General features: G+C 33.9%; 16 protein-coding genes. 15 read left to right on the forward strand and 1 reads right to left on the reverse strand.

What is annotated here, in order from left to right; translation table 11 throughout:
- Positions 1-50: 50 nt before the first annotated feature.
- The 12 genes from gcvH to ACWA1F_RS10980 all read left to right on the forward strand — a co-directional run bounded on the left by gcvH (position 51) and on the right by ACWA1F_RS10980 (position 9,062).
- Positions 51-431, forward strand: a complete 381-nt coding sequence (gene gcvH, locus ACWA1F_RS10925) for a glycine cleavage system protein GcvH (protein ID WP_294782401.1) — start codon at positions 51-53, stop codon at positions 429-431.
- Positions 424-807: a VanZ family protein gene (locus ACWA1F_RS10930; RefSeq protein ID WP_306159690.1), complete on the forward strand. Its 384-nt coding sequence runs from the start codon at positions 424-426 to the stop codon at positions 805-807. Before gcvH ends, ACWA1F_RS10930 begins: the two co-directional genes overlap by 8 nt.
- Positions 808-919: 112 nt before the next feature.
- A complete protein-coding gene (gene deoC, locus ACWA1F_RS10935; protein WP_456893782.1) occupies positions 920-1,663 on the forward strand; it encodes a deoxyribose-phosphate aldolase in 744 nt (247 codons plus the stop codon).
- Positions 1,664-1,682: 19 nt separating this feature from the next.
- Positions 1,683-3,806, forward strand: a complete 2,124-nt coding sequence (locus ACWA1F_RS10940) for an energy transducer TonB (RefSeq protein ID WP_456893783.1) — start codon at positions 1,683-1,685, stop codon at positions 3,804-3,806.
- A 157-nt stretch (positions 3,807-3,963) separates the two neighbouring features.
- A complete protein-coding gene (cyoE, locus tag ACWA1F_RS10945) occupies positions 3,964-4,866 on the forward strand; it encodes a heme o synthase (RefSeq protein WP_456893784.1) in 903 nt (300 codons plus the stop codon).
- A gap of 2 nt (positions 4,867-4,868) precedes the next feature.
- Entirely contained in the window at positions 4,869-5,453 is a 585-nt protein-coding gene (locus ACWA1F_RS10950; RefSeq protein ID WP_456893785.1) for a cytochrome c oxidase subunit 3, read from the forward strand.
- A 42-nt stretch (positions 5,454-5,495) separates the two neighbouring features.
- Complete coding sequence (locus ACWA1F_RS10955) at positions 5,496-6,479, forward strand: cytochrome c oxidase subunit 3 (RefSeq protein WP_095927908.1); 984 nt, start codon at positions 5,496-5,498, stop codon at positions 6,477-6,479.
- A gap of 18 nt (positions 6,480-6,497) precedes the next feature.
- On the forward strand, positions 6,498-6,848 hold the full coding sequence (locus ACWA1F_RS10960; RefSeq protein ID WP_306159682.1) for a cytochrome C oxidase subunit IV family protein: 351 nt from the start codon (positions 6,498-6,500) through the stop codon (positions 6,846-6,848).
- A gap of 79 nt (positions 6,849-6,927) precedes the next feature.
- Positions 6,928-7,569 carry a hypothetical protein gene (locus ACWA1F_RS10965; RefSeq protein WP_456893786.1) on the forward strand — a complete coding sequence of 214 codons (642 nt, stop codon included), beginning with the start codon at positions 6,928-6,930 and terminating at the stop codon, positions 7,567-7,569.
- An 11-nt stretch (positions 7,570-7,580) separates the two neighbouring features.
- Positions 7,581-8,267: an SCO family protein gene (locus ACWA1F_RS10970; protein ID WP_456893787.1), complete on the forward strand. Its 687-nt coding sequence runs from the start codon at positions 7,581-7,583 to the stop codon at positions 8,265-8,267.
- 2 nt (positions 8,268-8,269) lie between these two features.
- Positions 8,270-8,812 (forward strand): DUF420 domain-containing protein, encoded by a 543-nt coding sequence (locus ACWA1F_RS10975; protein WP_306159676.1) that lies wholly within the window; start codon positions 8,270-8,272, stop codon positions 8,810-8,812.
- 37 nt (positions 8,813-8,849) lie between these two features.
- Positions 8,850-9,062 (forward strand): hypothetical protein, encoded by a 213-nt coding sequence (locus ACWA1F_RS10980; protein ID WP_306159674.1) that lies wholly within the window; start codon positions 8,850-8,852, stop codon positions 9,060-9,062.
- A 21-nt stretch (positions 9,063-9,083) separates the two neighbouring features.
- Here the strand turns inward: ACWA1F_RS10980 and ACWA1F_RS10985 are convergent, their stop codons facing one another.
- A complete protein-coding gene (locus ACWA1F_RS10985; RefSeq protein ID WP_456893788.1) occupies positions 9,084-10,490 on the reverse strand; it encodes a DUF4403 family protein in 1,407 nt (468 codons plus the stop codon).
- A gap of 178 nt (positions 10,491-10,668) precedes the next feature.
- Here ACWA1F_RS10985 and ACWA1F_RS10990 point away from each other — a divergent pair, with 178 nt between their 5' ends.
- The 3 genes from ACWA1F_RS10990 to ACWA1F_RS11000 are packed head-to-tail and all read left to right on the forward strand — an operon-like array spanning position 10,669 to position 13,875.
- Positions 10,669-11,370: an ABC transporter ATP-binding protein gene (locus tag ACWA1F_RS10990; protein ID WP_306159670.1), complete on the forward strand. Its 702-nt coding sequence runs from the start codon at positions 10,669-10,671 to the stop codon at positions 11,368-11,370.
- Positions 11,363-12,607: an ABC transporter permease gene (locus tag ACWA1F_RS10995; RefSeq protein ID WP_456893789.1), complete on the forward strand. Its 1,245-nt coding sequence runs from the start codon at positions 11,363-11,365 to the stop codon at positions 12,605-12,607. Before ACWA1F_RS10990 ends, ACWA1F_RS10995 begins: the two co-directional genes overlap by 8 nt.
- Before the next feature lie 2 nt (positions 12,608-12,609).
- A complete protein-coding gene (locus tag ACWA1F_RS11000) occupies positions 12,610-13,875 on the forward strand; it encodes an ABC transporter permease (protein ID WP_306159666.1) in 1,266 nt (421 codons plus the stop codon).
- Positions 13,876-13,884: the final 9 nt, after the last annotated feature.

Raw genomic sequence — 13,884 nt, forward strand, 5'->3', positions numbered from 1 at the left:
TTACATTTGTGGCTATAATTTTAAACAATCAATTTTCAAACACAACGATTATGAGCATACCAGCAAATTTAAAGTACACAAAAGATCACGAATGGGTTAGCATCGAAGGAGATGTTGCGACTGTAGGAATTACTCATTTTGCACAAAAAGAGTTAGGAGATATCGTGTATGTTGAGGTAGAAACTTTAGATCAGACACTTTCAAAAGATGAAGTTTTTGGAACTGTTGAGGCTGTAAAAACAGTTTCTGATTTATTTTTACCATTAACAGGTGAGATCATTGCTTTTAATGAAGATTTAGAAAGTGCTCCTGAAACTGTAAATTCTGATCCTTATGGAGCTGGATGGATGATTAAAATAAAAATTGCTGATGCATCAGAAATCGATTCTTTATTGTCTGATGAAGCTTATAAAGAATTAATCGGTGCCTAAACAACTCTTATTAATTTGGGCAATTATCTGCTCCGGAATCATTGCTTATTTTTGCCTGACAGATTCTAGTAATATACCAGCGGTTAGTTTTCCAAGCATTGATAAAATTGTACATTTCTGTTTTCATTTTGGATTTACAATTTCTTGGATTTTGTTTTTCAAAAAAGAATTAAAAGGAAAAGATGCAGATGATTATAAAGCGTATCTGATTTCATTTATATTTTCTGTTTTTTTTGGAATTACAATCGAAATTCTCCAAAATGCTCTGACAGTAACGCGAACTGCAGATGTTACAGATATTCTAGCAAATGCGCTTGGAGCCTTTGTAGCAGTTTTTTCTGCGATAGGATTTAAAAAGCAAATCGATAAAATATAATTGAAACCCACTTCGGTGGGTTTTTTATTACAAGAAAATCAAGCCGTTAAAAAGCTTTATTTTATCAATATAAAATGTACTTTTGTGCTGGTTTTCTGCAACTTCAAACAAAATGAATGTAAAGCAATATTTAGATTCCACGTATTTAAAAACTGCATCGCAAGCTGGACTTTCGGAAGCAGAAAATACTATTGTGGTCAAGAATGCAATTGCCGAAGCTATTCAAGAAGGCTTTAAACTGATCATGATTCGGCCAGAATATGTTGCTCTGGCAAAAAAAATGATTGTTGACGCTAATTCTGTTTTACTGGTCGGAACTGTAATTGATTTTCCAGAAGGAAAGTCAAGTCTCGAAACCAAAATTAAAGAAGCAAATGAAGCTATTGCAAATGGAGCCGACGATTTGGATTTTGTTTGTAACTATGAAGCATTCAAAAATGGCGATCTTGATTTAGTAAAAAAAGAAATCTTAATTGGAACTCAGATAGGCTTGGCAAATGATAAAACAGTAAAATGGATTATTGAAGTTGCGGCCCTAACAGATAAAGAAATTATTCAGATATCTGCTTTAATAAAACATGTTGTAGTCTCTAATTTTAAAGAAGATGATTTTGAATCTGTTTATGTAAAATCTTCTACAGGTTTTTATAAAACTGATGATAATGTCCCAAATGGAGCCACAGTTCCGTCTATAATTATGATGCTCGAAAATGCTTCGCCACTTTCTGTAAAAGCAGCCGGCGGAGTCCGTTCATTTGAAGAAGCAGCAGAAATGATTCGTTTAGGAGTAAAACGCATCGGTACTTCGGCCGCAAAAGCAATTGCAAACGGAGAAATTTCCCCAAATCAATATTAAATAAATACCCAAATCTTAAGTGAATAAGTTTTTTTTGCCCTTTGTTTTAATCTTTTCATTCTTCATTGTTTCTGCTCAGCAAAAGGGCAATTCTTCAGTTCAGCCCGGTTTTACAGCAGAAATGTTTCCCGTTTTTCCTAACTGCGAAAATTTAGAAGGCAAAAAATTAGAAAACTGTTTTTATAAAGAGGTTCAGGATTTTGTGTTTGCAAATTTTCAAGTTCCTCAAAAATTAAAAGAAAACAATTATAAGGGAGCAGTAAAATTGCTTTTTGAAGTAAATGCTGAAGGAGAATTTAAGGTAATTTATGTTTCTGCAGAAACCGAAGAGTTGTCTGAAGAAGCAAAAAGGGTATTTGGACAATTTCCAAAAATAAAACCTTCAACTTATAACGGAAAACCGACGTATTCTAAATATACTATTTCTATTGATATTCCGCTAAAAAGTGCGGCACAGCTTGAGGCTGAGGCTTTGGCGGCGGCACAAATTTTAAAACCTGTTGAAAAACCAATGACTGAACTGGATAGCATTGTGTATAAAAAATACAATAATCCAGAATTTGAAAGTCATTTAAATATCCCGTTCTCACATAGTTATTACTCGCAATTTGATGCTGAAATGAATCAAGTGGGGATAAATAATCACACGGCATCTAAGCCTTACACGTATGCTGAGGTTTCCAAATATTATAATTTAAGAGCAGTTAACGAGTCATTGCAGAAAAAAACTTCGACTTGGCTGGGCAGAAAATGGTGGAATGAAAATCTAGTGCAGATACAAGGAGAAGATTATTGGTTTGCTTTAAATCCGATTGTGGATTTGCAATTAGGAAAAGCTTCAGATATTGATGCATCTTACACTTACGTGAATACAAGAGCGTTAAATTTTAGAGGAGGTTTAGGAAAACAGATCAACTTTACGACTACATTTTTTGAAAGTCAGGGAAGATTTGCAGGATATTTTAACGATTATGCAGAATCTATTAAACCATCTGGAGGAAATCCAGCGATAATTCCAGGAGTTGGAATTGCCAAAAGATTCAAAACAGATGCTTATGATTTTCCTTTAGCAGATGCGAATATAACTTTTGCGCCGGGCAAAATTTTTGACTTTCAGTTAGGTTATGGCCGAAATTTTATTGGTGATGGTTACCGTTCTTTATTAGAAAGTGATGGAGCAAGTCCGTATCCGTATTTTAAATTGAATACCAAATTTTGGAAAATTAAATATACCAATACCTATATGTGGATGAAAGACGTTCGTCCAGAAGTAACTGCTGAAAGGACATACGCCACAAAATTTATGGCCAATCATTATTTGAGCTGGAATGTTTCTAATAGATTGAATTTAGGTTTTTTCGAATCTGTAGTTTGGACCAATACAAACAACAGAGGTTTTGATGCTAATTTTGTGAATCCGATTATTTTTTACAGAGCTGTAGAGTTTGGTTCTTCGTCTAGAAGCGGAAATGCTCTTTTAGGAATTACAGGTAAATACAAATGGAATAATAGCATAAATCTTTATTCGCAATTCTTGATTGATGAATTTTCTGTTTTTGATGTTGGAGCAGGAAATAAAAGCTGGAAGAATAAATTTGGATTTCAGCTTGGAGCAAAATATTTCAATGCGTTTAACGTAAAAGATCTTTTAGTACAGGTCGAATTGAATAGCGTGCGTCCTTATGTATACTCGCACAGTGCTGTTGTTACAAATTACGGACATAATAATCAGAGTGTTGGGCACCAGTGGGGCGGAAACTTCCAAGAGCTTATTGCTATTGCAAGATACCACAAAGGGCGTTGGCTTGCCGATGCAAAGCTGACAATGGGAACGCGAGGTTTAGATTTTGACACAGCAGAGGACTCATATAACTATGGAGGAAATATTTATAAAAGTTATGATGTGAATCGTCCGTATGATACTGGTGTGAAAATTGGACAAGGAAACAAAACCAGTGTTTTTATTGCAGATATTCAAGGAGGATATTTGATTAATCCGATGACAAATTTGAAGCTGTTTGGAAGTTTAATCTACAGAAATTTTGATCCAACGCAAGAAACAGCAACAACTTTTAAGCAAAGTACGACTTGGTTTAGCATCGGATTACGTTCAGATATTTTTAATTGGTATTTTGATTACTAGTTTTTAATAAGATTTTTCGAAATAATACTGTTAAAGAAAGCTGAGATCTTAATTTGTAAAGGGTTTATTGAAAAAAATCTAATTTTATAGGATTATATTCTACAATCTAATTTGTACATTTGCACCACTCAAAAAAAATACACAAAATACAACGGTATTGAACGCTGCAAAAAATACATTATCAATCAAATCAATATTTCTAGATTTCAAAGAGATTACTAAAGCTGGTCTGGCGATTAGTGTATTGTTTTCGTCTATTGCTGGATATTTATTAGGAGTAGACTCTGATCATCCTTTTAAATGGAGTGTTCTTGTGGTTTTGTCAATAGGAGGTTACTGTATGGTTGGAGCTTCAAATGCTTTTAATCAGGTAATCGAAAAAGATATCGATTCTTTAATGGATCGCACCAAAAAGCGTCCGGTTCCCTCTGGACGTATGTCTCCTAAAGTAGCTTTATTGGTAGCGAGTCTGCTTACTATAATTGGTATTGCACTTCTTTATACAATAAACGCGAAATCGGCAATGTTTGCTGCAATTTCTATATTTTTATATACAAGTGTTTATACGCCATTAAAAACAGTTACATCATTGTCTGTTTTTGTTGGAGCTTTTCCTGGAGCAATTCCATTTATGCTGGGCTGGGTAGCGGCTACGGGCGAATTTGGCATTGAAGCGGGAACTTTATTTTTAATTCAATTTTTTTGGCAGTTTCCGCATTTTTGGTCAATCGGATGGTTTTTGTATGAAGACTATGAGAAAGCAGGAATTTTTATGCTTCCGACAGGCAAAAAAGATAAAGGAACTGCGTTACAAATCATATTGTATACAATTTGGCTTATAATAGCGTCGTTATTACCAGTATTAGGTTTTACAGGTCAATTATTTATTTCTCCAATTGCAGCCGTTTTAGTGTTTCTATTAGGGATTTGGATGCTTTTTTATGCAGTTCGTCTGTATAAGCTAAGAACTGCAAAAGCAGCAAGAACATTAATGTTAGTGAGCGTTTCTTATATTTCGCTTTTACAAATTGTATTTATAGTAGATAAATTTTTAAGATAGTTATGGAAATGATATTGAAAACAGAAGAGCAAGTAAGAAAGTCAAAATCAGCAAAACTGATTCTGCTTTTCGCGATGGTTAGTATGACCATGATGTTTGCTGGTTTAACAAGTGCATTTGTAGTAAGTAAATCAAGAGCTGACTGGTTGAAGAATTTTGAACTTCCTTCAGCTTTCTATTGGAGTACAGCAGTAATTATTGCTTGCAGTGTTACTTTTCATCTGGCAAAAAAAGCCATTCAGAAAGACAATAGAAGCGCAGTTACAGGATTGCTTCTTGGAACTTTGGCTTTAGGGATTTTATTTGTGGTATTACAATTTCAAGGATTTGGACAAATCGTTGCGGAAGGGTATTACTTTACGGGAGAAGGTAGCTCAATTACTACAACTTTTCTTTATGTGGTAACAGTTACACACTTGTTGCACTTAGCTGGCGGATTAATTTCACTTTTAATTATAATTTATAATCATTTTAAACAAAAATACAATTCGACTCAAACTCTTGGCATAGAGCTAGGTGCGATGTATTGGCACTTTTTGGATTTATTATGGGTATATTTATTTTTATTTTTATATTTCTTTAAATAAGAAAAAAACGTAAATTTGGGAACTTTTTAACGAATATCTTTTATGGGAGCGACAGTTACTACTGCAAACAACGACGAAAAAACTTGGGGAGGCGGTCACAATGAGCCTTTAGGAGCAAGTTATGGTAAAATGATGATGTGGTTTTTTATCGTATCAGATGCCTTAACATTCTCTGGATTTCTAGGAGCTTATGGTTTTTCTAGATTCAAATTTATTGAAACTTGGCCTTTGGCTGATGAAGTGTTCACTCACTTCCCATTTATGCATGGTGTTGCGGCTCCAATGTATTATGTAGCTTTAATGACTTTTATTTTGATCTTTTCTTCTGTAACAATGGTACTAGCTGTTGATGCAGGACACCAATTGAAAAAGACAAAAGTTGCAGTTTATATGTTCTTAACTATTATTGGAGGTTTAATTTTCGTTGGTTCTCAAGCTTGGGAATGGAAAAACTTCATTAAAGGTGAGTACGGTGCAGTTGAAACAGCTGGAGGAAGTTTACTTCAGTTTGTGGATAAAGATGGTAAAAGAGTAGCTTTAGCTGATTTTGCTGTTAAATTGCCAGAACAAAGAGAAGCTTTAACAAGAAGCCATTCAACTTGGTTTATGGAAGATGCACAGTCTTTACCAACTTACACAGTTGCTGAAGTTCAAGCAGGATTTAAAGCTCATCCAGAAGTTTTAATCAGAACAGAAAAACTTACAGATAAAAAGAAAAAAACAATCTTGTCAAGAGAAGAATCTGAAAAACATTTAGCAACTGCTAAATACGTTGTAGAAGGTGCTAACTTGATCAGAAACGAGTACGGTAATAAATTATTTGCTGATTTCTTCTTCTTTATTACAGGTTTCCACGGATTCCACGTATTCTCAGGGGTTATTATCAATATCATTATTTTCTTTAATGTATTATTAGGTACTTACGAGAAGAGAAGAAGCTACGAAATGGTTGAAAAAGTTGGATTATACTGGCACTTCGTAGATTTAGTTTGGGTATTTGTATTTACAGTTTTCTACCTAGTTTAATTTTAGAATTTAATTATTATGTCACACGAGCACGTATCAAATACAAAAAGAATCTGGTTTGTTTTCGGATTACTTTCATTAGTAACTACGGTTGAAGTTATCTTAGGTATCTACAAACCTGCGTCATTAGAATTTACACATTTTGTTGGTTTGAATTTGTTAAACTGGATTTTCTATATCCTAACAATTTTCAAAGCTTATTATATTGTATGGGCATTTATGCACATGGAAGGTGAAAAAAGCAGCCTTAGATGGTCTGTAGTTTCTCCTGTTATCTTCCTAGTTTTATATTTATTGTTTATTCTGTTGACAGAAGGACATTATATTTATGGGGTTTTTAAAGATTCTACTATTAAATGGAATTTTTAACATGATATTAATTCGAAAAGAGTCCCGATAACATCGGGATTTTTTTATTTTTGTACCTCAATAACTTTCCGTTACTACAATGAAAAAAAATATAGTTCTCTTTGTACTTTTTGTATTGCCAATTGTAGCATATTTGTTTTTTGCTTCTGGCGTAAATAGTTTTACAACTCTTCCTGTAATAACATCTAAAGTGCCTGATTTTGGAGATTGGAATTCATTAAATGGAAAAAAAATCTCCCTAGATAAAAAGATTACCGTATTAGGTTTTGCCGGTACAAATATTCTGGAAAACAGAGGGAATTATTTTAATCTAAATGAAAAGATCTATAAACGTTACAACGGATTCGAAGATCTTCAGTTTGTAGTTCTTTGCCCTCTTGGGACGGAAAAAGAAGCTCAGAAAATAGTTGATGCTTTATCTCCTTTTACAGATGTTAAAAATTGGAATTTCGTATTTGCTTCAAAAGAAGAAATCCAGAAGTTTTATGATGGATTGCATTTGAAAGGTAAATTAAATGAAAATCTTGGAACTTCTAATGTTTACATTATCGATAAAGAAAGAAATCTTAGAGGAAGAAAAGAACAAAAAGATTATAAAGAGGGATATGATACCTTTCATCCGTCTGAGCTGAGTAATGAAATGCTGGATGACTTCAAAATCATTTTATACGAATACCGCGCAGCTTTAAAGAAGAATCATAACGCTACAAAGCAACTTTAAATATTTTTATAATGTTCAAAAACAAATCATATATCGGAATCTCTTTTGTCATTTTGATTTTTGGGATTTACGCCATTCCTAAAATTGTTGATCGAGTTAAAAACGGAGACGTTGTAAAAGGAAACCGTTTGGATAATGTGGGAGCCAAATCTTCAAAAGAAGCTAAACTTTTGACAATTGGGCCAGCTCCAAAATTCGAATTGACGAATCAGGATAATGTCAAAATTTCAAATGAAACCTATAAAGGAAAAGTATATGTTTTAGAATTCTTCTTTACAACTTGTCCGTCTATTTGTCCAAAGATGAATATGAGTATGCTGGAGATTGAAAAGACTTTTTTTGGAAATCCGAATTTTGGAATTGTTTCTATTACAATCGACCCAAAACACGATACACCTCAGGTTTTAAAAGATCATGCAAAATTGCTTGGTGTTAAATCTTCTAACTGGAATTTCTTGACTGGAGATAGAAACGTAATTATGGATTTGTCAAATAAAGGATTTAATCTATACGCAGGAGAAAATGATAAAGTAAGTGGCGGATTTGAGCATTCTGGTCTTTTTGCTCTTATTGATAAAGATGGAAATATTCGTTGTAGAAAAGACGAATTTGGAAATCCGAGTATCTATTATGATGGTTTAGATAAAAAAGGAGTAAGAGATATTCAGCAAGACATTAAAATTTTATTAGAAGAATAAAAATGGAAGATAATACTTTAGAGAAAAAATATAATAAATTCATTATTGCGGTTTCAATTGTAATTCCGGTTGTTGTAGCAATTTTGTTTGGAGTTAAACTTAAAGATTTTGGTTATAATGTTGAGCCATTGTCAATGTTGCCTCCAATTTATGCTACAATTAACGGTTTTACAGCTGTAGTTTTAGTTGTGGCTGTTTTGGCTATAAAGAATGGAAAACAAAAACTTCACGAACGTTTAATGACTTTGGCTATTGCATTGTCTGTTGCATTTTTGGTAATGTATGTAGCATATCACATGACTTCAGATTCTACGAAGTTTGGTGGAGAAGGCGCTATACGTTATATCTATTTCTTTATTCTTGTAACACATATTTTATTGTCAATTGCTATTATTCCTCTTGTTTTAATAACGTATGTAAGAGCGCTTGCGCAGCGTTTTGATAGACACAGAAAAATAGCTAAAATCACTTTTCCGCTTTGGCTGTATGTGGCTGTAACGGGAGTAGTGGTTTACTTAATGATTTCGCCATATTATGTACACTAAAAATAAAATCCAAAAGGCAAATTCCAAATTACAAAAGATGTTTTTTGGAATTTGTATTTTTTTAATTGGAATTTCTGCAAACGCTCAATGCGCTATGTGCCGTGCGGCTTTAGGAGGAGATTCTAATACTAAAAAAGCTGAAGCAGTAAATGATGGAATTGTTTACTTAATGGTAATTCCGTATTTACTGGTATTAATAATCGGATATTTGATTTATCGAATGTATTCTAAAAAGAAAAAAGCAGTGTAATTACACTGCTTTTTTTCTTTTTTACTTAAGTCCGTTAACCGAAACATTCACTGTCCCGTTTATTTTGATGAAAGCAATTATGGCTTGATTGGTCAATTGAATTTTATCAAACTGAATATCTTCCATTTTTCCGTTTACAAATACACCAGGCATTGGGGAGTAATTCTTTAAATAAGAAGCCATGCTTTTTTTGCCTTCTTCCAGATTGGGCTGGATTGAATAACGGCAGCTTTCTTCCATTTTTCTTAAAACATATCCTTGAGCTAGCCAGTTGGCTGTTCGCATCAATTTGCTTTTGGTGTCTAAAACGTAATCTAGTTTTTCGAAATAAATTTCTTTGGTTTGTGCGTTGTATGAAGGAAATCCATTTAAATAAAGCGTTCCGTTTATAGATCCTAAAACATCTAATGCGATAACCATTTTTCCGTCTTTATGCCAAATTGAAACATTTTTAACCGTTACTTTTTTGCTTCCTGAGCCAAATTCCTGACCTGCAAAATTCTTGGTCATAATTTTAGAAGCATCAACATAACTCGAAATCGCGGCAATATTGGCAGAAATCTGATTAGGAATTTTAGCAACGGGTTTTAGAACAATTTTGCTAGCATTGTATTTAGATTCTGGCTGTTTTCCAACGATGGTTTCCATATTGCATTTCATACCCATATCGAGCAGGAAAGAATCGTTTTTAAGTTTGGCATTTGTAGAATAAATTTCGACAGGAACAATGCGAAGCCAACTTTCAAAAGTGTCGCTCATTTGAAATGGCGTGCAGATTTTTTCGACCGCCTGAAGAACATTCGGTTTAAAATCCATTGATTTTTCTATTGCTTCGTCTATTGTCTTTTCTAGTTTATTTTTAAAAATAGAAATCGCAGGATTTATTAAATACGTAATCGGCATATTTTTGCCAAAAACGTTCATAGTCGGTGTTTCACTCCAATCGATCGATTTAAATTCAGTTTTTGTGCTGAGCTTCCAGTTGGTTAAAGCTGTTTCGCTTGATAAAGTAATAGTTCCGTTCAAATTAAATTCTCTCACATCGTACAATTCGACTCCTAATTTCTTTGTGCCGATTCTGTATTTGATATTCGCTTTAAGCGGCAAAATGGTTTTAATTCGTTTATCAGGATTAGCAGGATCGTTCTGAATTTTGATCGGCGCTTGTTTCCAGATTTTCATTTCAATATCGTCGTCTTCGATATTATTGTCCTCATAAATTAATCCGTTAAGAAAAGCATTGGTCTGATTTTCAATGTCATTTAATTTTATTGTAATAGGAAGATTGATGAACGACGGACTACTGTCATAAACTAGCGGACTCGCATCATCTGGTTCTGGTTTTAAGGTTTCTAATTTTTGTGTCGAAGAACAGCTTGTGAGTACGGCAAGCACCGAAAACATTGAAATTATAGAAGTAAGCTTCATTTAGTATGAATTTTTAAGACAAGGTAAAATTACGAAAACTATGATATTTTATTAAAAAAGTGTAACAATAAGTAAAAAAGCAAGTCTAATACAAAATAGGTAACAAAATTATTAACTTTTTATTATCATAAATTACTTAATAAAAACGTTATTATTGTCTAAAAAATTTAACAATACCATGATCGAAATTAAAGATTTACACAAATCCTATAAGATGGGAAGTTCAGAATTACACGTGTTAAAAGGAATTAATTTTAATATAGAAGAAGGAGAATTAGTTGCGATCATGGGTTCATCGGGTTCGGGTAAGTCGACACTTCTTAATATTTTAGGGATTTTGGACGAAGCCGATTCTGGAAGTTATATTTTAGATAAAACACCGATTAAAAAATTAAACGAAACAATTGCTTCAAAATATCGTAACAAATTTTTAGGCTTTGTTTTTCAGTCTTTTAACTTAATAAATTACAAAACCGCATTAGACAATGTTGCTATGCCATTGTATTATCAAGGTGTAAAAAGAAAGGAACGTTACGAGATAGCAATGAAATATTTGGAAAAAGTAGGTTTAGGAACACACGTTCATCACTTGCCAAATGAACTTTCTGGAGGTCAGAAACAGCGTGTTGCTATTGCAAGAGCATTGGCTTCGAATCCGAAAGTATTGCTTGCCGATGAGCCGACTGGAGCTTTGGATACTAAAACTTCTTATGAAGTTATGGAATTGATTCAAGGAATTAATGACGAAGGAAAAACAATTTTGATTGTGACTCACGAGCCTGATATTGCAGCAATGTGCAAAAGAAATGTAGTCCTAAAAGATGGATTAATTATCGATGATAAAAAAGTAGAACAAGTTAGAGCTTCGTCTTATGTTTAATATTGAACGCTGGCAGGAAATATTTGAGGCCATTTCTAAAAACCGTTTAAGAACATTCTTAACGGGAATTTCTGTGGCTTCGGGAATTTTTATTTTGGTAATTCTTCTCGGTGCAGGTAAAGGTCTGCAAAACGGAATTGAAAAACAATTTGAACGAGATGCCGCAGGAATCATTGAGGTCTGGTCTGGAACCACGACTAAAGAATACAAAGGATTAAACCCAGGAAGACAAATTCAATTTCGCAATAGCGATTACAATCAATCGGTACAAAAATTTGAAGATAAATTAGATTTGAGAGCTTCAACCAATAATTATTGGGGGCAGCCTTTTGCTTACGGCAAAGAGTCAGGAAGTTACCAGTTTAGAGGTGTAAATCCAGATTATGGCGGAATAGAAAACTTAACCATAGTTCAAGGCCGTTATGTAAATGCTAAGGATATAGAAAGCAATGCAAAAGTGGCGGTTATTGGAATGAAATTGAAAAACGATCTGCTGAAAGACAAAGAGGCAATCGGAGAAGAAATTCTAATAAACAACATTAATTTTAAAGTAGTTGGAGTCTTTACAGATCCGGGAGGAGAAAGAGAAGAGACTCGTGCTTATCTTCCATTAACTACAGTTCAGAAAACTTTTGGCGGAGGTGATAAGATCAGCAACTTGTTTTTTACTTTAAAAAAGACAGACAATTATGATGAAGCGCTGGCGCAGTCAGAAAAATTTACGCAAGATTTAAAAGATTTGTTAAAGAGTAAAAATGTGGTGGCTCCTGAAGATGATGGAGGTGTGGGAGTTTATAATTCTGTTAAAGATGCCAAACAATTTTACGATTTAAACTTATATATCAGAATCTTTTTCTGGTGGGTTGGTATTTGTACCATTATTGCGGGCGTGGTAGGTGTGAGTAATATCATGCTTATTATTGTAAAAGAAAGAACCAAAGAAATCGGTATTCGAAAAGCATTGGGAGCTTCACCTTTTTCGATTATTTCGATGATTCTTCACGAGTCTATTTTTATTACGACAATTGCTGGTTTTGTGGGCTTGTTAGGAAGTCTGCTTTTATTAGAATTTGTTGGGCCAATGGTAGAAAGCGAGTTTTTCAGAAATCCAGAAGTAGATTTCGGTGTGGCTTTAACCACTTTAATCCTGCTGGTATTTGCAGGAGCAATGGCAGGATTTTTTCCAGCCTACAGAGCAGCCAAAATTAAACCTATTGTAGCACTTAGAGACGAATAATTATGTTTAGTAAAGATAATTGGGACGAAATATTACAAGCTTTAACAGCAAACGTCTTCAGAACGGTTCTAACTGCTTTTGGGGTATTTTGGGGAATATTCATTTTAGTAATATTGCTTGCTGCCGGAAAAGGACTGGAAAACGGTGTGAAAAAAGGTTTTGACGGAATTGCGACAAATACCATGTTTATGTGGAGCCAGACGACATCAAAAGCGTACAAAGGTTTGCCAAAAACACGACGTTATGATTTTAGAAACAGCGATGTGGCTGCACTAAAGCAAGCGATTCCAGATTTATTGTATGTTTCTCCTAGAAATCAACTGGGAGATTTTAACGGAACCAATAATGTGGTGAGAGGAACCAAAACTTCTGCTTTTACTATTTATGGAGATTATCCAGAATTGATTAAACAACAGCCTATGGATATTATCAAAGGCCGTTTTGTTAATCAGCAGGATATTGAAGGAAGAAGAAAAGTTGCTGTAATTGGTAAAGGTGTTATTAGTGAGCTTTATGGTAAAGAAGAAGAATGTGTAGGGACTTATATCAAAATTAACGGTATCAACTTTATGGTGGTTGGAGTTTATAAATCCAAACAGCAAGGTGGAAATGCAGAACAGGATCAAAAAAATATTTTTATTCCATTTACTACCTTTCAGCAGGCTTTTAATTATGGCGATAAAGTAGGATGGATGGCTCTGACAGCAAATGATGAATCGTCTATAACGGAATTAAAACCTAAAATATTAGAAATCATTAAAGCACTGCATTCTGTGAATCCTACAGATGATCGTGCTGTAGGAAATTTCGACTTGTACGAACAATTTAATAAAGTGCAAAGTCTGTTTAATATTCTGCAAGTAATTGCTTACTTTGTTGGAACATTAGTTTTGATTTCGGGAGTAATTGGGATTTCTAATATCATGCTGATTGTAGTGAAAGAACGAACAAAAGAAATCGGAATTAGAAGAGCTTTGGGGGCGACTCCGGCAGCAATTCGCGGACAAATATTATTAGAATCTATATTTTTAACCATCATCTCAGGAATGCTCGGTATTGCTGTTGCTACAGGAATTATAGCGCTTTTAAATATGGCATTAGATTCCATGCCGCCAGGAAGCGACACTATGTTTGCGAATCCTAGCGTAGATTTGAGAGTTGTATTTGTGGCATTATTAATATTAGTAGGTTCAGGACTGCTTGCAGGTTTTATTCCGGCGCAGACCGCTATTAGTGTTAAACCTGTAGATGCATTAAGATCAGAATAAATTATCAAT

The organism is Flavobacterium erigeronis, assembly GCF_054075165.1.